The sequence below is a fragment of the Rhizobium sp. 01T437 genome (assembly GCF_056398505.1).
Map to the genome: position 1 here is coordinate 93,431 of NZ_JBFTPM010000017.1, position 21,051 is coordinate 114,481.

Annotated in this window: 22 protein-coding genes and 1 pseudogene; 12 read left to right on the plus strand and 11 right to left on the minus strand. The window is 57.9% G+C overall.

Going from position 1 to position 21,051, the window contains the following annotated elements:
- Nucleotides 1–151: 151 nt before the first annotated feature.
- Both AC1DM5_RS27645 and AC1DM5_RS27650 read right to left on the minus strand, forming a co-directional pair.
- Entirely contained in the window at nucleotides 152–1,057 is a 906-nt protein-coding gene (locus tag AC1DM5_RS27645) for a LysR family transcriptional regulator (protein ID WP_477822818.1), read from the minus strand.
- Nucleotides 1,058–1,094: 37 nt separating this feature from the next.
- A complete protein-coding gene (locus AC1DM5_RS27650) occupies nucleotides 1,095–2,069 on the minus strand; it encodes a LysR family transcriptional regulator (protein ID WP_477976230.1) in 975 nt (324 codons plus the stop codon).
- A 40-nt stretch (nucleotides 2,070–2,109) separates the two neighbouring features.
- On the opposite strand from AC1DM5_RS27650, the gene AC1DM5_RS27655 reads away from it, so the two are divergent.
- From AC1DM5_RS27655 to AC1DM5_RS27670, 4 genes are all read left to right on the plus strand, one after another.
- Nucleotides 2,110–3,474, plus strand: coding sequence for an MmgE/PrpD family protein (locus AC1DM5_RS27655; RefSeq protein WP_477822820.1), 1,365 nt, complete (start codon nucleotides 2,110–2,112; stop codon nucleotides 3,472–3,474).
- Between the two features lie 746 nt (nucleotides 3,475–4,220).
- Entirely contained in the window at nucleotides 4,221–4,667 is a 447-nt protein-coding gene (locus AC1DM5_RS27660; RefSeq protein WP_477822821.1) for a pyridoxamine 5'-phosphate oxidase family protein, read from the plus strand.
- Nucleotides 4,668–4,735: 68 nt separating this feature from the next.
- Nucleotides 4,736–5,068, plus strand: a complete 333-nt coding sequence (locus AC1DM5_RS27665; RefSeq protein WP_477822822.1) for a hypothetical protein — start codon at nucleotides 4,736–4,738, stop codon at nucleotides 5,066–5,068.
- Between the two features lie 217 nt (nucleotides 5,069–5,285).
- Nucleotides 5,286–5,927, plus strand: a complete 642-nt coding sequence (locus tag AC1DM5_RS27670; protein WP_477822857.1) for a hypothetical protein — start codon at nucleotides 5,286–5,288, stop codon at nucleotides 5,925–5,927.
- A gap of 120 nt (nucleotides 5,928–6,047) precedes the next feature.
- Here the strand turns inward: AC1DM5_RS27670 and AC1DM5_RS27675 are convergent, their stop codons facing one another.
- The 6 genes and pseudogenes from AC1DM5_RS27675 to AC1DM5_RS27700 all read right to left on the minus strand — a co-directional run.
- Entirely contained in the window at nucleotides 6,048–6,296 is a 249-nt protein-coding gene (locus AC1DM5_RS27675) for a hypothetical protein (RefSeq protein ID WP_477822823.1), read from the minus strand.
- A gap of 43 nt (nucleotides 6,297–6,339) precedes the next feature.
- Entirely contained in the window at nucleotides 6,340–7,128 is a 789-nt protein-coding gene (locus AC1DM5_RS27680) for a DNA polymerase III subunit epsilon (protein WP_477822824.1), read from the minus strand.
- Between the two features lie 126 nt (nucleotides 7,129–7,254).
- Entirely contained in the window at nucleotides 7,255–8,304 is a 1,050-nt protein-coding gene (locus AC1DM5_RS27685) for an LLM class flavin-dependent oxidoreductase (protein WP_477822825.1), read from the minus strand.
- A gap of 918 nt (nucleotides 8,305–9,222) precedes the next feature.
- Nucleotides 9,223–9,456, minus strand: a complete 234-nt coding sequence (locus AC1DM5_RS27690) for a hypothetical protein (protein ID WP_037107111.1) — start codon at nucleotides 9,454–9,456, stop codon at nucleotides 9,223–9,225.
- A gap of 506 nt (nucleotides 9,457–9,962) precedes the next feature.
- Nucleotides 9,963–10,631 carry a hypothetical protein gene (locus AC1DM5_RS27695; RefSeq protein ID WP_477822826.1) on the minus strand — a complete coding sequence of 223 codons (669 nt, stop codon included), beginning with the start codon at nucleotides 10,629–10,631 and terminating at the stop codon, nucleotides 9,963–9,965.
- Nucleotides 10,632–10,961: 330 nt separating this feature from the next.
- Nucleotides 10,962–11,147: pseudogene (locus AC1DM5_RS27700) on the minus strand (hypothetical protein); the annotation flags it as partial.
- Between the two features lie 315 nt (nucleotides 11,148–11,462).
- Between AC1DM5_RS27700 and AC1DM5_RS27705 the strand changes: the two are divergent.
- The 4 genes from AC1DM5_RS27705 to AC1DM5_RS27720 all read left to right on the plus strand — a co-directional run bounded on the left by AC1DM5_RS27705 (nucleotide 11,463) and on the right by AC1DM5_RS27720 (nucleotide 14,611).
- The gene (locus AC1DM5_RS27705; protein WP_477822858.1) at nucleotides 11,463–12,203 is read left to right on the plus strand and encodes a DUF2092 domain-containing protein; all 741 of its coding nucleotides are present in this window, start codon (nucleotides 11,463–11,465) and stop codon (nucleotides 12,201–12,203) included.
- On the plus strand, nucleotides 12,200–12,415 hold the full coding sequence (locus tag AC1DM5_RS27710; RefSeq protein WP_477822827.1) for a hypothetical protein: 216 nt from the start codon (nucleotides 12,200–12,202) through the stop codon (nucleotides 12,413–12,415). Before AC1DM5_RS27705 ends, AC1DM5_RS27710 begins: the two co-directional genes overlap by 4 nt.
- A gap of 127 nt (nucleotides 12,416–12,542) precedes the next feature.
- Nucleotides 12,543–13,772, plus strand: coding sequence for an alpha/beta hydrolase (locus AC1DM5_RS27715; protein WP_477822859.1), 1,230 nt, complete (start codon nucleotides 12,543–12,545; stop codon nucleotides 13,770–13,772).
- A gap of 50 nt (nucleotides 13,773–13,822) precedes the next feature.
- Nucleotides 13,823–14,611 carry a hypothetical protein gene (locus AC1DM5_RS27720; protein WP_477822828.1) on the plus strand — a complete coding sequence of 263 codons (789 nt, stop codon included), beginning with the start codon at nucleotides 13,823–13,825 and terminating at the stop codon, nucleotides 14,609–14,611.
- Nucleotides 14,612–14,811: 200 nt separating this feature from the next.
- Here the strand turns inward: AC1DM5_RS27720 and AC1DM5_RS27725 are convergent, their stop codons facing one another.
- From AC1DM5_RS27725 to AC1DM5_RS27735, 3 genes are all read right to left on the minus strand, one after another.
- Nucleotides 14,812–15,129 (minus strand): DUF982 domain-containing protein, encoded by a 318-nt coding sequence (locus tag AC1DM5_RS27725; RefSeq protein ID WP_477822829.1) that lies wholly within the window; start codon nucleotides 15,127–15,129, stop codon nucleotides 14,812–14,814.
- 359 nt (nucleotides 15,130–15,488) lie between these two features.
- Entirely contained in the window at nucleotides 15,489–16,214 is a 726-nt protein-coding gene (locus AC1DM5_RS27730; RefSeq protein ID WP_477822830.1) for a GntR family transcriptional regulator, read from the minus strand.
- Between the two features lie 256 nt (nucleotides 16,215–16,470).
- Nucleotides 16,471–16,971, minus strand: coding sequence for a hypothetical protein (locus tag AC1DM5_RS27735; RefSeq protein ID WP_477822831.1), 501 nt, complete (start codon nucleotides 16,969–16,971; stop codon nucleotides 16,471–16,473).
- Between the two features lie 400 nt (nucleotides 16,972–17,371).
- Here AC1DM5_RS27735 and aepX point away from each other — a divergent pair, with 400 nt between their 5' ends.
- Genes aepX through AC1DM5_RS27755 form a run of 4 tightly spaced genes read left to right on the plus strand, consistent with a single transcriptional unit; the run spans nucleotide 17,372 to nucleotide 20,998 of the window.
- The gene (gene aepX, locus AC1DM5_RS27740) at nucleotides 17,372–18,295 is read left to right on the plus strand and encodes a phosphoenolpyruvate mutase (protein ID WP_477822832.1); all 924 of its coding nucleotides are present in this window, start codon (nucleotides 17,372–17,374) and stop codon (nucleotides 18,293–18,295) included.
- A 56-nt stretch (nucleotides 18,296–18,351) separates the two neighbouring features.
- Nucleotides 18,352–19,542 (plus strand): aminotransferase class I/II-fold pyridoxal phosphate-dependent enzyme, encoded by a 1,191-nt coding sequence (locus AC1DM5_RS27745; RefSeq protein ID WP_477822833.1) that lies wholly within the window; start codon nucleotides 18,352–18,354, stop codon nucleotides 19,540–19,542.
- 35 nt (nucleotides 19,543–19,577) lie between these two features.
- Nucleotides 19,578–20,366 carry a phosphocholine cytidylyltransferase family protein gene (locus AC1DM5_RS27750; RefSeq protein ID WP_477822834.1) on the plus strand — a complete coding sequence of 263 codons (789 nt, stop codon included), beginning with the start codon at nucleotides 19,578–19,580 and terminating at the stop codon, nucleotides 20,364–20,366.
- A 26-nt stretch (nucleotides 20,367–20,392) separates the two neighbouring features.
- A complete protein-coding gene (locus AC1DM5_RS27755; RefSeq protein ID WP_477822835.1) occupies nucleotides 20,393–20,998 on the plus strand; it encodes a CDP-alcohol phosphatidyltransferase family protein in 606 nt (201 codons plus the stop codon).
- The last annotated feature ends 53 nt before the right edge of the window (nucleotides 20,999–21,051 follow it).

Here is a 21,051-nt window from a genome sequence, read left to right on the forward strand (position 1 = left end):
GGTGCCCGTCGCCATCGGTTTCGTTGCTGCAGACTATGATCGAATGAAGAAATATCCGCAATATTATGCGATTTCGTCATAAGTCTATGCGGAATGCGGCCGCAACCAAGGCGGCTGCGTTCGTACAAAGACCTATGCTAATAATTTGATTTTAAGAATCTTTTTGCGAAAGCTGGATCTGCCGCTTCAACGCATCGCTCAGAGCGTGGGCGGCAATCGAGAGTGGCGTCCCGACTGCCCTTGCCAATCCGAATTCCTGGGTCGCGCGTGGCACGAAGGGACGGTGTACCACCGGCAGGTGGCGATAGAGATTGGCATAAAAGCTGCTGATGATCGTTACCCCAAGGCCATGGGCGACGTAGGAACAGGCGGAACTGTTGGTATGCGTCTCGATCTTGACGATCTGCTTGACGCCTGCCCGTCGGAAGGTCTGGTCGAGCGCCATGCGGTTCGGCCGTTGGCGGCCGATCAGAATAAGAGGCACGTCGCGCAAATTCCTGACCGTGATTTCCTCCAATTTCGCAAGAGGATGATCCTTTGGAACGACGCAAACGCTTTCGCCGGTCGCGACACGCTCAACCTCGATGCCCGGTCCGCTCTCGCCCTCCATGCGCAGAAAGCCGAAATCGATCACCCTCTGCTCGACGAGCTTGTTGATCGCAGTCGTCGTCTCGAAGAAGGTTTCGATCCGCACACCGGGGAAATCACTCACGTAATCGACCAGCATTGCCGGCGCGAAATGCTCCCACATGCTGCTCGGCAGGCCGATGCGGACGATCTCCGGGCCGGCGGCGCCGCTTCTTAAGTCTTCCGCGTGACCTGACATCCGATCGACCGCCAGCAAGATGTTCTCGGCATCGCGGGCAAGAAGCAGGGCCTCGGGGGTGGGAACGAGACGGCCTTTGTCGCGGACGAAAAGCGACATCGAAAGGTCCGCCTCGAGCTGCTGGAGGAGGCGGCTGACGCCGGACTGGCTGAGACCCATCGTTTTTGCCGTTGCAATCGTCGACCCCGTCGCGAGAAGCGTGCGCAGGACTTCCAGTTGCTTGATATTCATTCGTTTGCGATCCCCCGGGACGGTCCAAGCACCGTCATCATGCCCAGTCCGAAATGCTTTGAAGGAAAAGGCTGGCGGCTCTAGGCATCGGAAATTTCTCTCCGCTGATCAACGCGTAGGCAACCGCCAGTTCTGGTTCAAGCGGAATGAACTGCAGCGGCAGCGCCRCATATTCGCGGGCGATGATCTCGCCGACCAGCGCAATGCCGAGCCCCTGTGCGGCCAGCGCGCAGGCACTCGCCACCGAATGTGCTTCGAGCAGAGGACGTTGACGAATGCCGGCCTTGTAGAACAACGCTTCCAGCTCATGGCGAACCGGTCGCTCCCTGTTCAGCATGATCAGATCCTGTCCTTTCAGGTCACCGACCGACAATAGGCCACTGCCGGCCTTGGGATGATCATTGTGCAGGACGCAAATGATCCGCGACGACAGGATCTTCTCCTGTTTCAATCCCGGGCTCATCAGCGGCATACGCGCGAAACCGAGATCGGCCTCACCGTCGGCCACCATCCGCTCTATTGCGAGATAGCTGCCGGACGCGACTTCGACGCGCATCGGACCATTTGCGGCGAGAAAATTCTTCACCAGCTTCGGAATGCGCGTCGAGGAAAGGCTGGCGGGAAAGGCGAGCCGCAGCATGATCTCGCGCGACCGACCGCTCTCGAGCTCCATCGCCGCCGTTTTCAAGGCACGTAGCCGGTCGGAAATTGCGCGGATTTCCGGGCCGAGCTGCAGCCCTTCGCGGGTCGGCTGAAGCCGGTTCTTTTCCCGTTCGAAAAGCCTGACACCGAGATAGTCTTCCAATTGCTGCAACAAGCGGCTGGCGTTCGATTGCGAGATCCCGAGCTCGGCGGAAGCGGCGATCGTCGAGCCCGTCGCGGCGATGGCGTCATAGGCCTCGATATGCTTCAGGTTGATCGCCGCACCCGTGTCTCGCGCCATTCTATCTCCGATACCGATAGCCCTACCCGCAAACCGCATAAGATTGCGGACCTGCGGAAAGTTGAACATTTTCCGCGGAGAAACCAAACTCACGGAAAGACTTTCGTCAATGGCCACCATTCTCCAGACGATCGCGGAACAGGTCCTGTCGCGAGCGACGTTCTCAAACCTCGCCATGGACCGGGCAAGAGATGCTGCGGTGGACACCATCGGCTGCATGATTGCAGGCAGGGGCGAGGAAAGTATTGCCGCGCTCACCCGCGCCTTCCACGGGGAAATCGCCGCAGGCGGTGAAGCGCGGCTCATCACCAGCGGCTCCGCCTCGCCCTCGCTTGCCGCGCTCATCAACGCAACAGCCGCTCATGCACTCGATTTCGATGACAATTTCCATCCGGCGAGGGCACATGCGTCCGCAGTCCTGGTGCCGGCGTTGATGGCGGTTCTGACGAGCGGCAAGGTCACGAGCGGAAGACGGTTTCTCGAGGCCTATTTGATCGGGCTGGAAGCGCAGGCGGCAGTCGGCTTCGGCGTCAATCCCTCTCACTACAACAGGGGTTGGCACGCGACGGCGACGGTCGGCAGCATCGGGGCCGCGGCTGGCGTGGCGCGGCTCTTCGGCGCCGACAAAGACGGCCTAGCCGCGGCGATGAGCCTCGCGACGAGCTTCGCCTGTGGCCCGAAAGGGCAATTCGGCTCGACGGCAAAACCGCTTCACGCCGGCATTGCTGCACGCAATGCCGTGGATGCAGCGCGCATGGCGCTAGCGGGCATGAACGGACGGCTGGATATCCTCGAACGACCTCAAGGCTTCCTCGATCTTTTCGGGGGCGATGAAGCCAAGGGCTGGGAGGGCCTGACATTCGAGGAAAAGCACATCATCGAAAGCCGGGGCGTGGTGACCAAGCGCCATCCCTGCTGCGCCTCGACCCATCGCGCGATCGACGCGCTTCTGGATCTGAAGCATGAGCATGGGCTTTTGGCGGGCGACATTGCCTGGATCGAGACGAAAGTCGGAATATCCGCTGCCCGCAACCTCACCTATCCCGACCCCGCCGACGAGATGCAAGCCCGCTTTTCGATGCAATATTGCCTGGCTACAGCTTTCCTCAAAGGCTCCCTTAGCCTTTCGGACTTTACGCGACACGCGATCGAACGGCCGGAAGTCAGGGAATTCATGCCGCGCATCGAAATGCAGCCCTATTCGGCTGAAGAGGAAAGAGGCGTTGAGCGCCTGCCGCACATCGTCACCGTCACAACGCGCGGCGGCCGCATTTACAGGAAGTCCTGGCTGCACGCCAAGGGTTCGCTCGAAGCGCCGTTGAGTGATCACGAACGCAAAGTTAAGTTCATTGATTGCTTACATTGGGCAAATCGGCGCAATTCCGAAGCCACTTTCCAACAGCTCTGCGCTCTGGCGGATTTTGAAGACTTGTCCGGCGACAACGCATTCTGGAACTTGATCTCAGATGACTAGTGATCCCGAAAAAGGTGAACGCCATCAAGTGACGAAGTTTGGATCAAGGGGCAGCTGCGGGACAAATTTTTCGGAGCGAGAAGGTGAAATTGTTTGATCCTTGCTATTGAAAGGACTCGAACAGGCGGCACGGGACGGCCGGTGCAAACTCAGCATTTTTGCACTCGCACTTGATTTGCCTCAATGCATCAATCGAATTTAAGATCATCCTAACTGTCTTAGATGAACGCGTCCCTCTTCAGGAGCGATACTATGCTGAGAGCAAAGCGCGATAGTATCGGTGGCCCGCAAGGCAGCGCGATACCGTCTTTGGGGGATTTTGAGGGCCGTGCCTTCGTTCTGCGGGTGATGGCGACTGTTGCCCTGACGAGACTCTTAAGGCGTCGAGCTGCCGATGGCCAGACCGAACTCATAAAGGCACTTCAGCGCGCTATCGAACGAAAATGTGCACGGGCGAAATTGCCTGGCGCTGATATCGCGGCTGCTTCAAAATACGCAAAAGAGGTGTTTGACGAAGCTCTGGATCGTGCAGGTAGATCTGCGGCCTCAAGGCAGTGAGGCCCTGAGGTGGCAAGGGCAATCAGGCAGTTGTCGCCGACTTGAGGATCCGACGTCATCACGTCAATCAGTTTTGATTACCGCGTCACCGATATCGATTCAGACGGGCACTCGAACGCCCGAAATCCATGGAGCCGGCGGGCCTGTCGTTATCCGATGGAAGATCCATATGCCAAGGTAGAGCGATTATGAACATTCGCGAAATGCCATACAAGGAGTGTATTGCTGTCGTGAAAAGACAACGGCTTGCAAGGTTGGCATGCGCTCACGCCGACATTCCCTATGTTATCCCTGTTCAATATGCATGTGCCAATGACAGGCTGTATATCTTCACTTTGCCTGGCAAGAAGCTGGATATCATGAGACAGAACCCAAATGTTTGCGTCCAAATTGACCAGCTCAAAAGCAAGCGTTCTTGGAAAAGTGTGGTTATCGACGCGAGATATATTGATCTTGAAGTCGACGAATGTGTCGAAGAGAAGCATCAGGCTTGGTCTCTGCTCGCGCGACGTCTCGATTGGTGGGAGCCAGGCGCTTTGAAGCCGCCATCCAGATGGACAGACGCACCTTCAAAGACGCACATTTTCTTTGCACTCGATATAGTCGATGTGAGCGGGCGCGCCACTGCGAGCTAACAGTCGGAGATGTCGCTAAGTGAAGAAAGCAAAGAACCGCTTTCTCGTCACACCAAAGGATTTCTGCCATGCCAAAAATTGAAGGCCAAAATTCTGGTGACAAAAGTGGTGCAACTGCGCCAACGATTGGAGAGATTGAAGGCCGCTTTCTTGTTCTCGAACTCGTCGCTTTGAGTTGCTCGACAAGGTTGCTTAGTCTCCACGACGGAAAGGAAACGGCAGACCTAACTGCAGAGATACTGCGCGGCGTCGAGACTGCCGGGCGAAACCTGGGGCTTCATTTCCGCGACATCGTCGATGCGCAAAGCTACGCGGAAGATTTGTTGAGAGATGCTCAAGCCCAAGCGGATGGTCTCGAGGATATAAAACATGCATACCTTAAATCGAAAGAGGAAAGGTAAGTATAAATGATGGGCAATTAAAACATAGGCTTGACAAAAAAGCTTTCAGCAGTTCGCCGTCCGATCTCAATTCTTTTATTGATAAAGGCGCTTCCAGCACTGGGGTGCCTCATTCTCGGAATGTCAGGATTGCAGCTCGTATTTTGCCCAATGTTGCAGGCGGAATTGAGCGCGAGTTCCGTTGACGCTCGACCCTTCCAATCCCATTTGCTCCGATATGCCCAAAACGAAGACGAAAAAGAAAGAAAGCGACGATCCTGAGCTGATCAGGGAATGGCCGCTTCCGGTAACTGTGACGCTCGGGTCCGCCATCCGGGTCAAGGGAATCCTGCAGGAAATCCGCTCCCGGCTGCCGTCGGCGGTCAGGAAGTCATTGGACATGCAGGCGAGCGCACTCACCCTCATCATGCCGGAGACTTCCAAGACGGCGTTCCGCGCGACCTCGTCAGCCGTCTCCGCGGCGCTGACGGACATCGCCGACCTTCCGATCATCCCTCGCGAGATTGAGGATATCCTCACGATAACGGCTTCAGAACGGAAGCGTTGGCTGGAGGACGGCCGCCTGCCCAGCGCGGGAACGCGAACGGTCAGACTGCAGGGACGAGCCAGGAAAATCACGTTCCACGTATTCGACCCCCGTGTCGTTGAAGATTTGCTCGACCGCGCCGCCGTGGACGAATGGCGAGAGGAAGACGCGGCGGCGAAAGCAGAAAATCGCAGACGCGCCGCGTACCAGGCGAAGCTGACGCGTTCGCTGAAAAGGCAAGAGAAAGCGGGACGAACTGAACAGAACGCTGACGAACCTCTGCCCGGATTGAGCGGATGGGAGGAATTCGGGAACGACGGCCTGCTGCGCTAGGATTGTTGGCATTGCGTTCGTGTGTGATCGCTGGGTTATCGCGCTTCACAATGTTTGTCGAAAACTTTGCGGTTTACGGCGGGCGCTGTGCCCACATTGCGCACTCGCAGCGAAACTAACCTACGACTTCGGCTTAAAGAATCTATCGGCTTCGTTCATCGCATCCCGGGCGGAGCCATACAGCTTGCCCACCGCATCGCGCATTTCGGAAAACGCCTGCACTGTTCGCGGCGAGATGTAGTCGCCTCTGGCTTCGGCGTTGAGCCGCAAAGCTCTCTCGCAATCGGCCGCAATCTTATCTAGCTCCGGGGAAACCTTATAGAGCCGTTCCAAAATCGCGTCGATGTCGCCCTTGGCGCGTTCGGACATTCGTTCTGACATCAAAACCTTACCCCTGCGTGGCGCACCAATCTTAAAGCAACGTTCCCTGCTGGTCTTTGACAATCACTGTCACTTCCGCGTCGCCACGACGTCGAAGCTCCATCTCCGCGCTGAAGCGGACGTCAGTATCCCGATCGCGAGCGAACACTTGCAATGTTGCAATATCCAGTTGATCCCAACTCTTGCCGCGCTCGGTGCCGGAAGGCACTCGTGGCAACAGTCCCGGCTCTCCGCTCCATTCCACCAACTGCTCGAATGTGGACTCATTCAGCATGTCCCGCAGATGGTGTGCGGTCACGTACGCGTCGGGCATCGCGCGATGGGCGGGAAGGCCGATCGCGTGCACCAATCCCTCGGGCATGCGCAAATACCGGAGCATCTGGTTGGAAAACCGGGGCAGTTGAGGCCACAGACGAAGTGCGCATTTCCATGTACATATCCAGGCCGCTCCCCCAGTAAATCTAGGCGTACAATAGCGTTGCTCGAAAACTGCCCGATGCGCAGCCAGTGCGATTGCCCCGCCTTCCGGCCTTAGGACGCTGGACGCGACCTCTTTCCAGAAGGGTGCTGTCGCCACTTCGGCGTCCAAGATGTGATGGATTGCCATCGTATCAGGAGAGATCGGTCTTCCTGGATTTACAAGCAGTGAGCCGCGCTCATCATCAACCCGCCATCCCCCGTCAATGCCAAGCACAACGTCCTGCCATCCGATCTCGCAAACGTCATTCGGGCCGTTCCCGCCTGTTTCGAGGTCTATGACCCGGATGCGAGATTTTTGATTTGCGGGAGTTAGCGCGATCCCACCGTTATCAATCAACATACCTAGATATTTCGGCTCGCCCCCGGAAAAGTCCAGAGACCAATCCGGCGGGGACCGACACGCTTGCCAACTTTTTTCGGAACCCTAAAGTTCGCCTCGCCGGTCCGTCAAGAATTCGCACCGCAATCATGCTGCAGCGAGCGTTGCGATTTTCGCTTTCACTGCCGGAACGACCTCCTGCCCATACAGCTTGATGCTCCGTTTAAGGGACTCATGTGGCATCGTGCCAATGCTGTACTTCAACTGAAAGCGCTGAATACCGAGCGTCTCGATGACCGGAGCAAGCTTTGCGGCCACGGTGTCCGGCGAGCCCACGTAGAGCGAACCCTGGTCGATCTCCGCTTCGTATTCTCTTTCCGTGACCGGCCCCCAGCCCCGTTCACGACCGATCCGATCCCGCATCGCCCGATAATGGGGCCAGAACTCGGCCTTTGCCTCGGCATCAGTCTGCCCGACGTAGCCTGGCGAATGAACGCCAACAGGAAGGGTCGGTTGGTTCAGCTTTTCCAACGCCTGCCGATACAGGTCGACGTAGGGCGCAAAGCGATAGGGACTTCCGCCGATAATAGCCAACATCAGAGGTAGACCATATTGGGCGGCCCGGATCACGGAGTTCGGACTGCCGCCAACGCCAAGCCAGGTCTTCAATGGCCCCTTCTGCACGAGAGGAAACACCCGTTGTCCGGTTAATGGCGCCCTGGTCGTGCCGGACCAGGTCACAGGCTGCTGGTCCAGAAGCCGGGCAAATAGCTCAACCTTCTCCTCAAATAGCGCCTCATAGTCGTCGAGCGAATATCCGAATAATGGGAAAGACTCTGTGAAAGAGCCCCTCCCCATGATGACTTCAGCACGGCCATTCGACGCAGCATCGACAGTCGCGAAGCGTTGAAACACCCGCACAGGGTCGTCGGAACTCAATACGGTCACGGCCGAGCCAAGTTTGATCCGATCAGTCACTGTTGCGATTGCAGCCAGGACGGTTTCAGGAGTGGAGATCGCAAAGTCTTCGCGGTGATGTTCGCCAATACCAAAGAAATCGATACCGACCTCATCAGCAAGGACGGCCTCTTTGATGACGTTGCGAATGACCTGGGCATAGCTTTCAGGTTGGCCGTTTGGATCGTGCGTTACGTCACCAAACGTGTCCAATCCGAACTCGACATCGGAGTTTGTCATGATCATTTTTTCCCTCGGGCCAGGTCGGCCAAGTTTGCCGACGCCCTCTCACGTGGATTTTGGGAATTAAGTGATATGCCGGGCTCGGAAATGAAATGGCGAAAAAATCGATCGTCACCATCGAAATCATCGAACGGCGTGAAACTACGCGATAACCCTCGTTCGGTGCAGCTTAGTCCCCGCCGGGTTCAACAGCACTCCAGAGGGACAGGATTTCATCCTGTCCGTCGCGGGTCGTGATGTCGATATTGAAGGGATACTGAGCAGGCATCTCGTAAGCTCTTCGATCAGCTGGTAAAGCGTAGTTGGAATAGTCAATAAGCGCAAGAAAGCGCATTTGTGGGCCTGAAGCCCTGGCTGCAGGCGGGGTTCCTGGAATGCCCTGGTTGATATTGAAAATCGCCGCGATTTGAATTGTGGGCTGTCGTGCACGCCGAAACTAACGCGGCTATCCCGAGCAGCACGCAACCGATCGTTATTATCCGAAGCCTTTGCGTCATGATCACCTCCCATAAGGGGCTACACTTCTCCACGCAAAATGGTGCTCTATTCGATGGTTGCGAGGCCACAAGCATAGCAGATCTGCAGTAAAAAACGCTTTACGCAAGGCCGTCCCTCCGATATCTCCGCCGCACGTCAAATCGCCTGCCGACTCCGCGGTTTTTGCGCTTTGAGCAACAAAAAGGGCGCTCCCCGGAAACGGGTTGAGCGCCCTATAAGTTTTCTACGGAACACGTCGCGGCCCGGAACTACCCTAGCGATCGAATTGGTGAAGGGATAACGTTCTTCGTCCCCTCGCCCTGGTCGGGTCGACGTTCTGTTCATGGAGTTCAGCTTCCGCCCTGTCGCGGTCCCGAGACACCCTCATCGAACATTGCAAAAGGTGCCGTGCATCTCTGGCGTCACTGGGAAGCTTTATTAGGCCGAGAATTTTACCGTCACGCCGCGCTGCCGAAAGTAGGCCTGCATGAGCTTCCTGCCAGAACGATTGTTCTGGACGAGCCTTGCCGGGTCGAATACGGCCTCTTTCAAACCCTCCCGGGCCAACGCTGCCTTGAGGGTCGCGATATGCGCGTCGATGTCAGCATTGTCAGACTGAATCGAAACATAAACGCGGTCTATTGCATCTGCTACGGTCGGTTCGGTCACCATTGTACTCCGGTTCATATTCTGTGGCGTTACCACGTGGTTCGGCCAGGCTCTATTGTAGTGAAAACTGCTTTCGTCAACCTAGCACGATGCCCTCGGAAGCGATCGGACATCTAAGGTCGAAGACTTCGGGACTTATCCGGCGTCGACACACGATTTTCGCGGGCAAAAAAAGAGGGCCGACGGAGAACCGTGGCCCATTAATTGTGAAGGTATAAACCTCCAGAGGGGAACAGCTGAAACGACGGAACTGGGAGGAAAGCCGTCGTGTTGCATCAGCTATGATCGTTATGCTCTTTTTTTGACCAGTTGGAAAACATTTTTTGTGCAATGCAGCTATGCAGTGGCGGACCATCCCGCCGAAGTAACCTGCCTCGCTCAACGGGGTTCAATTGCTACTCGCTGACCGGAGGGGGATTTTGACCATGCCGGAATACCCCAAAGATGTTCGCCAAGGGGCCGTACATGCTGAGGCATACCTGTACACTGGTTCGACGAATTCGCTAGGTTTACTCGGCGTCGTCGTTCGCCTTTGGGAACAGTTGCAGCACATTCGACCCATTCGAGGGCGCGACAGCGCCGGCCTTTCGGCGCAGCGAGTTGTTTTCTCCAGCCTTTTGAATAGCTGACACGAGACCTTCACGCTGGCGATAATAGTCGGGCTTGGCAGGCAGTGTGAGGTCAAACTCTTCGAGCATACGCTCAATGATGTCCATCGCTTCGGCCGCCAGACCAGCGTAACCTTCTTGGCGCCGTTCGAAGAAACCATTGTATCCGGGCCTGGAAAGGTCGAGACTGTCCAACGCATAAGAAAGCGTCTTCACCCGGTTCGATAACCACAAAATTTCTTCCGAAAGCTCGGGACCAAGAAGGTCCCAATTTGTGCCCTGTGGAAGTGCAAGGGTTGGATCTGGAACGTGAAACGCGAATTCGCCTTCATCCATGGGATTGAATTCGGGCATGTCGTGAACGGCCGCATAGCTGGCTCCGACAAAGTCATCCAGGGCCAGCACCGTCAACATCGCAAGGTTTCTGGCTTCGGCTTTCGGGCGCCGGTTGATACCAGACTTCGCAAAACCAATAACGATGGGCAGCAAGGAGCCAGCAGCTAAACCGCCAGCGCCAATAAACGCGCCTATTGCCATGATCCCTTGAGTGGTTTCGAAGAACTGCGTCAATAGTCACCTCGTTGAATGGGAGATGTGAGTTGCGGAGAGGCACGCACAGACGGAATCAGCACTTTCCGCTTCAGTTTGCCTTGAACTTGAATAATAGGGAACTCCGTTTCCACCGGTCCGGCGCCACCGAACAAGCTGACCACATCATGTCATCGGCGACCACAGTTCCTATAAAGCCCTGGGAATGGTGCTATCGGTGCAACGATCCGATAGCACCTCAAGTGATGTCGACTGGCTTGCCTTTCAAGGACCGAGTTCAGAACTGGTGACAACAAGGAATATCTCTTCCGCGCCACCTGCGGCTGGCAGCAGTTGCGAGTCGCCCTCCTACCAGGGCTGGGAGTCAGACGCCTTATCCTGAATGACGCCCCCGAATTTTGGATCAGGCGGTGGAAGTTGTCGCCCGTCAATCGTTATGGTTGCCCCAGGTGAGCCCGGTACCGCGGTCACCTGTTGAGCCAGCGCTGAGAGGCAAAATAGCCAAAAAACCGCTCCCGCGAGCAAGCTAAGACCGATTCTGATTTGAAGCCCCAGCCCAAAACGGACTAATATATTTATTTTAGAATATACTGTTGTATAGGCCGCAGCAATGAGACAAGTTAAACTCGGGCGTACAGCTTTTGATTTAACCTGTTCCGCTCGGAGGTCGCTGCTGGTGGGGGCCGCCGTGACGGTACAGACGCCACCAGATGTTACGGGCGTTTTCCGTCGTCCGACTGTAGAGTTCGCCGGATTGCAACGATCCACTTGGGAGCGCATGCGTCGATGACCAGACCAACAGGAAGAACTCAGCATCGGTTCGCGGCCGCACTCGCGGTCGGGGCGCTCGCCATGATCGTTTCCGGATCCTTGTCGGCAACCCGTGCCGACGAAGCCGACGCTAAGAAGCTGGTGAAGGCGATGTCCGACTATCTCGCCTCCCAGACGGCCGTCTCCTTCGCCTACGACACCAACTTGGAAGTCGTCACCACCGAGCATCAAAAGATCCTGCTCGCAAGTTCCGGCAAGGTGGAAATGGTCCGACCGGACAAGCTCCGCGTCACCCGGCACGGCGGTTTCGCCAATGTCGAGATGGTCTTCGACGGCAAGACGGCAACCCTTTTCGGCAAGGACGCCAATCTCTATGCGCAGGCCGAGATGCCCGGAACGATCGCTCACCTGGTCGACGAGATGCGAGACAAGCTGCATCGGCCTGTTCCCGGTGCCGACCTCCTGTTGCCAGACGTCTACGGCACGTTGATGGACGGCGTAACGGACGTGAAAGATCTTGGCAGCGGCGTCTTCGGCGGTACCGAGTGCGACCACCTCGCCTTCCGCGCCAAGGAGGTCGACTGGCAGATATGGATCGCGCAAGGCGAACATCCTTACCCCTGCAGGTATGTGATCACCGCGACGCAGGTCGATCAGGGGCCGCAATACAGCATCCAGATCAGCGACTGGAAGACGGGCGTCGACGTTGTGGCGGCAGACTACACGTTCAAGAACACCACGGACGCCAAGAGGGTCGATCTGTCGAAGCTCAAGGACACCGACGAGCTTCCCGATCACCTCGCAGAAGGAGCAAAGCAATGACCCTGTTCAGACGCATGAGGGTTCTCCTGATTGCCGCAGCCGTTGGAATGTCCGGGCTTGAGGTCGCCGAGGAGTTTTCAATCCCTGTGCCAGACGGCATTGTAACAACCTCGGCCGAAGCCCGGATTGGCCGGCCGCTGACGCCGGTCAGCGTCGCCGGAGTCGCACGGCGCACGGTCAGGCGCTGCGCTGTGGGCGTCTACTACTGTTAGGACGAGGTGATCGAGGGGCTGTTGGTAAGCATTTTTTTGATGAGGGGGATCTGTGGGCAGTCAAGGTAGCGTAGCGTCGGCGTCGGCTCAAAGTTGGCTTCGTTGGTTTCTTGCATGTTCAATGATCATGGCACTACCCGGATGCGGAGGACATCCGAAGGATGTGCTGACACCCGTGGCCGACAGCTCACCACAGTCGCCGAAGGTCGACATGCTGATCGCGACGACCCGCACCCGGTCGACCGTTCCAGGTGAGATGTTCAACGGAGAACGTGCACTGGCTCCGGCCTTCGCCGACATGACGATCTCGATTCCGCCCGGCAAGGTTCGCAAGGAAGGACAGGTCGCCTGGCCGAAGAGATTGCCGTCCAATCCCGCGACCGACTTCGCCACCGTGAAGGCCGACGATCTCAACATCGACGAAGCCAAGAAATGGCTGAGCGCGAGCGTCAGCAAGACGCCCGACGGAAGCGTCCTTGTCTTCATCCACGGCTTCAACAACCGGTTCGAGGATGCGGTCTACCGCTTCGCGCAGATCGTTCACGATTCCGGCGTCCATAGTGCGCCCGTCCTGGTGACATGGCCGTCGCGCGGCAGCCTGCTCGCTTACGGCTATGACCGTGAGAGCACCAACTATACGCGCAATGCGCTGGAGAACCTCTTCCAGTTCCTCGCGAAGGATCCGCAGGTGAAGGAGGTGTCCATCCTCGCGCACTCGATGGGCAACTGGCTGGCGCTGGAGTCATTGCGGCAGATGGCTATCCGCAACGGTCGGCTGCCTGAGAAGTTCAAGAACGTCATGCTGGCGGCTCCCGACGTCGACGTCGACGTGTTCCGCCAGCAGATCGCCGACATGGGCAAGCAGCACCCACAGTTCACGCTGTTTGTCTCCCGTGATGACAAGGCGCTGGCCTTCTCCCGCCGGGTCTGGGGCGACGTCTCCCGGCTTGGTGCCATCGATCCGGAGCAGGCCCCGTACAAGAAGGAACTCGAGGACAACAAGATCCTGGTGATCGACCTCACCAAGATCAAATCCGGCGACAGCATGAACCATGGCAAGTTCGCGGAGTCGCCGGAGATCGTGCAGCTCATTGGCCAGCGTATCTCCGAGGGGCAGACGTTAACTGACAGTCACGTCGGACTTGGCGACCAGATTTTGGTTGCGACCACCGGGGCTGCGGAGGCTGCTGGGAACGTTGCCGGCCTGGTTCTCGCTGCGCCGGTTGCTGTGGTCGATCAGGACACTCGTGACAACTACGCCACCCATGTCGGAACCCTGGCGGGCGCGAGTAGCACACGGCCGCCCGCGACCAACAACTGCGACCAGACCAGACCGACGCCGAGCTGCAAACGTTAATTTCGCGGACAGAGAGACGGCGATTCCGTCTCAGGTATAGGAGGGAATACATGCGGGTTTTAGTGCTACGGGCCGCCGTCGTGTGCGCCGGTCCTGGTGTCGCGTCTTCAGCATTTTCGGCGGACATCGCGCCGGGCGTTCCGGAAGCCAAGGTGGTCGAGAGTGAAAGCGGCTGGACCTATACCGCAGCTCCCTACTTCTGGGCAGCAGGGCTTTCCGGCGACGTGGCGCAGTTCGGTCTCCCTGAAGTCCATATCGACTCCAGCTTCGGCGACATATTGGAGAACCTCGACTTCGCCTTCATGGCGGCCGGCGAAGCCCGATACGACCGCTTCAGCATCTTCGCCGACATCATGTACACCAAGCTCGGAGCGGACGCGACGACGAGAAACGGTATCCTGGCGGACAGCGTCGACGTGACCTCGAAGACCTTCGCCGGATTGCTCGGAGCCGGATATTCCGTACTCGAGAACCAGTCTGGTCATCTCGATATCGTCGGCGGCGTCCGCGTGTGGTCGGTCGACACCACCATCGGGTTCAACGGCGGCCTTCTCGGCGGACGGGAAGCGGACGACGGGGCGACGTGGGTCGACGCCCTTGCCGGGGTTAGAGGGAATTACTTCTTCACCCCGGAAATCTACGCGACAGGCTGGGGGCTCGTCGGCGGCGGTGGTGCCGATCTCGACTGGGACGTCGCTCTAACGCTCGGCTACAAGTTTACCGACACGATCTCGGCGGTCGCCGGCTACCGCGCCGTGGGTGTGAACTACAACAACGACGGGTTTGTCTTCGACGTCGTCGAGCAGGGACCGATCATCGGCGTCGCGTTTCACTTCTAGGCGGCAGTCTGCGCGACATCTTGATTCAATCGAGCCGGTATCAATGGACGGCATGACGCATCGGACGGCGGTGACCCTCGCGGCACTCGGGCTCGGCCCAATCGGTGGCAGACTACCCGTAAAGAATTGCCTCACCTGAAAGCCATCCTGCCTTCAAGGAGATCGCCAGACTACCCCGGTGAAGGTATTAGATTACGGCTTCACTGGCCGTGCAACGACCGAATGTGGTTCGATGCACTCGTCTCGCAAAGCTCGTCCTGGACAAGCAAGAGGGCGGAAATGCCGGCCTCGTTCGCGGCCCGCAGAAGCGCTTGCCGAAGCTCCTCTGGGCTGGCCTCCCCAACGAGAGCATCAGCGCAGGCTTTGACGGCGATGACGTAGTCCTCGCCATCGTCGAGCGGCCAATCCTGGATGAGAACGCGCGCCGCGTCGGTGAGATTGCGTATGACGGTTCGCGGCTGCTTGTTATGGAAATTGAGGCCGATCGGCGCAAAGGCCGAATATCTATTCGTCGTCATGCCTTCACCCATTCGATTGAGAATAGATTCATACACCACGATGCCGCGGTTGTATTTCACATAGTTAAAATAGCGTTAACGTGCCGAGAGCCCTCTGTTGTTGACAGCCGCGGCCGAAGAGAAGGCTGCATAGCGGTATTGCAAAAACTGCAATTGTCATTGAAGCAGAGAGGTAGTAGCTCACACGCCATGTTGATGGCCTGCCGATCGTTCGGCTTTTGCTGTCAGTCGCAACACGCGGGCGCTCCCTAAATCAGGTCGAGCGCCCGTTGTGTTTCAGCTCTCTGAATTTCAGACGTCGGTCAGGATCGTCCGATTCGAGACGCGGAGCTGGTTTGCGCGGCCGGCTGACGATAAGATCAGAGATCCTGAACCCAGTCATCATTTGCCCTTAACGCGAAGAGATTACCCTCACTGACGAGTTCGGCGAGCAGTTCGAGCTTCGTGCGATATTGGCGATCGAGATTTGCGACAGCGCCTCTTGCATCATGTCTGGCCAGGAGATCGACAAATTCCGCCATGTCATTTGCAATCATTGTCATGCGCGTCGGCCGCATGAGGTCCAGCGTGCGAACGAAGGTTGTCCGTCCGTTGAAAGCCTGGATGACCTGCCGATATTTCCGGTTCTTCGCCATGCCGGCGATCCGCTCGTATAGGGATTCAATGAAACTGGTGTAAGCGAGCGACGGCTGGTGGCCGGCCTTCGAACCGACCGCAGGTGCATCCTGCCCGACCGGCGGCAGACCTGTTGCGGAAAATGCCGCAATATCTGCCTTGATGACATGTGTGAGTATCGTCAGGGCAAGGTCGTAATCATCAGCGAGGTCGGCGAAATTCAGCGGCTTGGAAAAATAGCCGCTCGCGGGAACGCTGGCGATGATCCCCTCGCTCGCGAGCAGGATCAACGCCTCGCGCACCGGCGTCTTGCTGACCCTCAGGTGATCGGCGAGCGTCCCAATGTCGAGTTTGGCGCGCGGGGGCACTTTTTGGGTCACAAGGAAGAATTTCAGGCGCGCGTAGACCTGCCCGGTTTTTGATCGGTCAGCCGTGTGCGGTCCCTCTGCTATGGCATGCCCCCTCATCATCAATGCACCCTCATACATAGTGGATGAAACGTCCTGCCGATTCTGCCGAGAGCGATCCGGGCGGAGGGCGCATGGCTTTCTGAGGTCGAACGGTAGGTCGAGCCAGACGCTCGCCGAAGAATGCAACTACTTGCATGCGATAATTGTCGATAATACACGCCTGAGGGGATCGAAAGTCAACATGATTCTACGCATGGCCGGCATGTTCACACCGTCCAAGTTGTGAAATGCAACGTCCCGACCTGTTGCCAAAGCGCTATTTGCGCCGCCTGGCTTCTGGAAACGGGAGTACGGTGCCGATCTCCGCTGCGAGCAGGACGAGCCGCCGCCGGAGACGGGTTTCTAGGATCTGCAGAACGAGTTCGGCATCGAGCACGAACAGGGCATTTACAAGGTCGGCCGTCTCGATGACAACCTTCCTCGCCGATTTTGCCGTCGCCAGCTCGGACGCTCGCAATGGCCGCGAGCGCTCATTGAATCCCCAAATCTCGCCAAGCATTCTCTTGTTATCGGCAAGCGACACGATGCGGTCGTTCAACTGCTCCTCGAAGACCAGAAGCTCCGCGGCGTAGTCGGATGGGTCAGGAAGCGCCCCGTGGACATCAACGCTCTGCAGAACCGCGGGAATACGCAGTCCGGCAAACGAGAAGGCCGGCAAGTTGTGGCGAACGGCATGGCGCATGATGGCATGAGCGAAATCGAGATCGTCTCGCATCGAACCGATCGGGTCGGACGTACGCTCGTCTCCGTCTTCCATGTGCAAGCCCCCACCTGCTGTCGTGTGGTTCGGTTTCATCGGTTAACATTTGACATGCTACACCGACATTGCAACCGTGTGCAATTGGCATCCTGTCAATACTACGATCAATTGTGACGATCAGATCACGATATCCACGGATTTATATTAGAAATCCCTGAAATTTGTTTGAGCTTGCCGATGGCCCACCCGTCCCAGCGCGTTTTCCGTCCAATGTTCGCGCAACAGACAATATATTTCCAAATATATTCCATAATATATTCGATTATCCGCCTGTATTCATTGGTATATCAATCGAAACTCTGCTTTCTCTAAGAATATATTCTGCGATATATTCTGAGTCACTATTGCGGAATTTTCCTTTTTCATAAAGCATCAGTTTTATGAAGGAGGCATGACAATGAACAAGGCAATTTCATTTCCGTCGAATGCTGAAGCCTTGCCGGTGGGCACCTCATCGACAACCCTTCGCGAACTCGTTCTTTCCAACGATCTATCCTTCCTGATGGAAGCCCATGACGGCCTTTCGGCAGCGATAGCCGAACGCGCCGGCTTTAAGGGTCTTTGGGCATCAGGGCTTTCAATCTCGTCTGCGCTCGGTTACCGCGACGCCAACGAGGCAAGCTGGACGCAGGTGGTCGACGTCGTCGAACGCATGGTCGATGCCACCAATATTCCGATCCTTGTCGACGGCGACAGCGGTTTCGGCAACTTTAACAATGCGCGGTTGCTCGCCAAGAAGCTCGAACAGCGCGGCGCCTCGGGTGTGGCGATCGAGGACAAGGGGTTTCCGAAGATGAACTCCTTCGTCGGCGACAGACATCCGCTGGCAGAGGTCGACGAATTCTGCGGCCGGCTCAAAGCCGTGAAAGATACGACCGGGCCGGATTTCGTGCTGGTGGCGCGTATCGAGGCACTGATCGCCGGTCATGGCCTGGATGAGGCCATCACCAGGGCTCACGCCTATGCGAAGGCGGGCGCCGACGCCATTCTCATTCATTCCCGCAAGGCGGTAGCCGACGAGATCCTCGCCTTTGCTAAGGAATGGGACAACAAGCTTCCTGTCGTCATCGTGCCGACCAAATACTACCGGACGCCCGTTTCCGCCTATCGCAAGGCAAGTATTTCGACCGTCATCTGGGCCAATCACACGATGCGGGCGGCCATCGCCGGCATGCGCGACATCTGTGCCCGCATCCAGACGGAAGAAAGCATTGCCGGGATCGAAGAGCAGGTTGCCGGTCTTGAGGAACTTTTCAGCCTGGTCGACTACGACGAACTGGCCCGGGCCGAAGAACGCTACCTGCCAAAGCAGATCGCGTAACGGCCGTCGAAACGACACCATAACCATTCCAAAACACCAGACGCGGAGGAGCGCACATGCTTGCGCAACGGACAAATCTGTTCGGTTCATCGGGGACAGCGGCGGCGCGCGCCGCAGCAAAGGCGGCCGCCGATGCCGGCAAGGAAATCATCGATCTGACGGCCGGAGAGATCTGGAGCGACCTGGCCCCGGCCATCCGCGACGGTGCGATCGATGCCATCAACAGGGGCATCAATCGCTATACCGACACGGTCGGCATGATGGAGCTGCGCGAAGCGCTCGCACGAAAGGTGTCGCTCGATACCGGGCAGATATGGAAGGCGGAAGAGGTTGCCGTCACGTCAGGTGCCAAGCAGGCCCTCTTCAATGCTGCGATGGTACTGCTCAACCCCGGCGATGAAGTCATCATCCCGGCGCCCTATTGGACGACCTTTCCCGCCCAGGTGCTGATTGCCGGCGGCACGCCGGTCTTCGTCGATACGCGGTCCAATGGCTGCGTCCCGCGCATCGCTGATATCCGGGCGGCCGTCACGGATCGGACGCGAGCGATCGTCATCAACACACCGAGCAACCCGACGGGCGCCGTCTACGATGTGCAGACCCTGATCGGCATCGCCGAGCTCGCCATCAACCGCAATCTATGGGTCATCTTCGACGAGTGCTACGGCGACTTCGTGCACGGCCATCAGATCCATCATCCGATTGTTTCTCTCGTTCCGGAGGTGCGTTCTCGGACCCTGATCGTCAACGCGTTCAGCAAGTCGCTCGCCCTGACTGGATGGCGGATCGGCTATCTTGCAGGGCCGAAGGAGGTGATCAATGCCGTCAAGGCACTGCAATCGCACACGACGTCCAATCCCAATGTGATCGCGCAGCACGCCGTTCTCGCTCATCTGCAACTAACCGATGGAGCTTATGAGAGCAGGCTGCGGTCGCAACTTGCGAGCGCCCGCCAGGTAGGGCTCAATGCGCTTTCGTCGCTGACGCGGGTACCCGTTCCGAAAGCGCAGGGCGGCTTCTACTTTTATCTCGACCTTTCGGATCTGTTGAAACCGGCGTTGATGAATGGCGCTGCAGCAACCGCCGACGAGATCGTCAATTCGCTCCTTTCCGAGGCCGGCGTTGCAACCGTGTCCGGCACCGCGTTCGGCGATCCCGCGGGCCTTCGGCTCTCCTATGGCATCCCGCCCGAAAAACTCGAAGCCGGCCTCTCGCGGCTCGTCGATGTCCTCAACGCCTGGGAATGACGCCGTCGTCCCGAACAATCAAGAAGGGGAAGAAAATGACATACTACCACCCGAAGAAAGCAGTCATTCTCGCAGCCGGTTTCGGTTCCCGCCTGCGGCCTTTGACGGATCTGCGCCCCAAGCCGCTGGTCGAAGTCAACGGTACGCCAATCCTCCATAACGCGCTGCGCAACCTGGAAGAGGTCGGCGTCGAAGAGGTCACGATCGTCGTCGGTTATCGCAAGGACGCCATCCAGTACGCTTGCGGCAGACGCTTCGGCCGCCTGGAAATCAATTATGTCGAGTCAACCGTCTTCGACAAGACCGGCAGCGCCTATTCGCTCTGGCTGGCGCGCGAAACGCTCCTGCAGGGCGACTGCTATCTTCTTGAGGGTGACGTCTTCTTCGAAGTCGATGCGCTACGTTCTCTGATGATGGGCGACACGGTCAACGCATCCGCCGTCGCGCCGTTCGATGCCTCCATGGAGGGTTCGGCCGTCGTTCTTTCCGACAACGGCTATATTGCAGAAGTGCGCATGAAGCAGACCGCCGCAAACCTGATCGACGGGGCGCCGCAGCTTTTCAAGACGATGAACCTGATCCGTCTGTGTTCCGCGGATCTGCGCTCCAAGATCGTGCCCTTCCTCGACGAATTGATCGGCACCGGAGCCGTCAAGGCCTATACCGAGGAACTCTTCGCCAATCTCATCGAACGACGCGGGCTGCGCATGGCCGCAGCGCGCTGCGACGATCTCAGATGGTACGAGATCGACAGCGCCGAGGATCTGCGGATTGCCGAAGCGATTTTCGCCGCTCCGCTGCAGCACTTCAGCCAGGCCGTCTAGCGCCACACCGAATTCGGGAGGTTCCAATGATCCGTCAACTCGCCGATCCGGCGAACGCCGTCACAGCCGCGGGACTGGCGCTTTCGGCGGTAGGCATCAGTTTTGCGGTGGCTGGTCGACCGGAGATGGCCGTCGCCGTCGTTCTCTGGGCGCTACTCGCCGACCACCTGGATGGAGTGGTCGCCCAGCGCACGCGGGGACGGCTTCCGGAAACCGGCCAAATCGGCAAGAACCTGGACTCTCTTGCCGATCTCGTCAGCGCAGGCGTCTTTCCGGCCGTCCTCCTGATCGTCGTCAGCGACGGATCGCCCCTGTCAATTCTATGCGGGGCCGCCCTCGTGGTGGCCAGTGCCTTGCGCCTCAGCTACTTCAACGTCTTCGGCTCCCCGGGCGGCCGGTTTATCGGCGTCCCGACGACCTATGCCGTCCCGCTGACGGCGATCGTGTTCCTTCTCAAGCCAGCAATCCCAGAAGCCGTGTTTCCGATGGTTCTCGCGGCCGCACTTCTGGCGCTCGCTGTCCTTCACGTCGCTCCGGTGCGGGTGCCGAAGACGGCGGGTGTCATGTATCTCCTCGTCACCGCCTTCTGCATCGCAGCCTCTGTCGCTCTTGCAACAAGGGGGATCGCATGAATACCCATCTCGCTATCCCGCAGTCTCTGATCCGGTCGCAGTCCGACGCGGAG